Origin of the sequence: Roseomonas sp. GC11, assembly GCF_024437745.1 — a bacterium.
Classification (GTDB): Bacteria; Pseudomonadota; Alphaproteobacteria; order Acetobacterales; family Acetobacteraceae; genus Pseudoroseomonas.
Genome location: NZ_JANFNY010000195.1, coordinates 1 through 993 on the forward strand (window position 1 = coordinate 1; position 993 = coordinate 993).

At 68.6% G+C, this 993-nt stretch carries 2 pseudogenes; one reads left to right on the forward strand and one right to left on the reverse strand.

Going from position 1 to position 993, the window contains the following annotated elements:
• Positions 1 to 147: 147 nt before the first annotated feature.
• Positions 148 to 585: pseudogene (locus NON00_RS24565) on the reverse strand (IS5 family transposase); the annotation flags it as partial.
• A 91-nt stretch (positions 586 to 676) separates the two neighbouring features.
• Here NON00_RS24565 and NON00_RS24570 point away from each other — a divergent pair.
• A pseudogene (locus NON00_RS24570) lies at positions 677 to 993 on the forward strand (hypothetical protein); the annotation flags it as partial.

Sequence of the window (993 nt, forward strand, 5' to 3'; positions counted from 1 at the left end):
GCCTTCAACCGCAGCGACGACACGGTCGCGAAGATCACGCGATAAGGCTCGACCCATCCCTGCCGGCCTCCTTCGCCAGCACGGATCGTGAATCAGAAAACCGCGCCCATGTGAATCCCCATCGATTCAGCCCGATCGAAAATCGCTCTAGCGGGCGATCAGCGAATGCGCGTTCTGCCCGTCGTGTAGCGGCCCTGCGGTGATCAAGGCGCGCCGGATCCGCCCTTGGCTGTCGGCGAGCGCGTGGATCTTGGTCAGGTGCCCGCCACGGGACCGGCCAATAGCCTGTAGCTGCTCCCCCTTTGCGCCTGCCGCCGCGCGGTGTGCCTGTATGATGGTGGAGTCGACGGCCTGTAGGCTGCCGGGTATTTCACAGGTTAACGCGTTGAACACCGTACCCCAGACGCCATGTCGGGGCCAGCGGTTGAAGTGGTCGTCGGCCGTGGTGTAAGGGCCGTAGCGCCTGGGCAGGTCCCGCCACGGTGCGCTGGTGCGCAGGATATAGAAGAGGGCATCCAGCACGCGCCGGTCATCCACCCGCGCCCGCCCCAGCCCATGCGGCGGCAGCAACGCCTGGATCACCCGCCACTCCGCATCAACCCCACAGCCCGGGCCGCTTCAGCAGCTACACCCTCTCCCTCGAAGAAGCGCTGTAGCGCCCAGCAGGAGCATCGGCATGTCGGAAACCCTGCCTCCGGATGGCGTGGTGCCCACGCCGCGCCTGTCGCGGCAGGCCGCCGCCGCGGCCACCGCCCCGGTGGTCTGCCCGGTCACCCTGGTCCTGCTCGACTTCGCCTCCGGCCCGATGCGGCTGTGGACGGGGCTGGGCCAGATCGCATGGGCCGGCGAGATCTGGGAGGGCACCGGCGCGCTCGGCGCCATCGGCGAGATCGAGGAGACCACCGAAATCCGCGCCGTCAGCCTGACCCTCTCCCTCTCGCCGGTGCCGCAGGCGGTGGTGGACATCGCCCTGGCGGAGCAGAGCTATCGCCT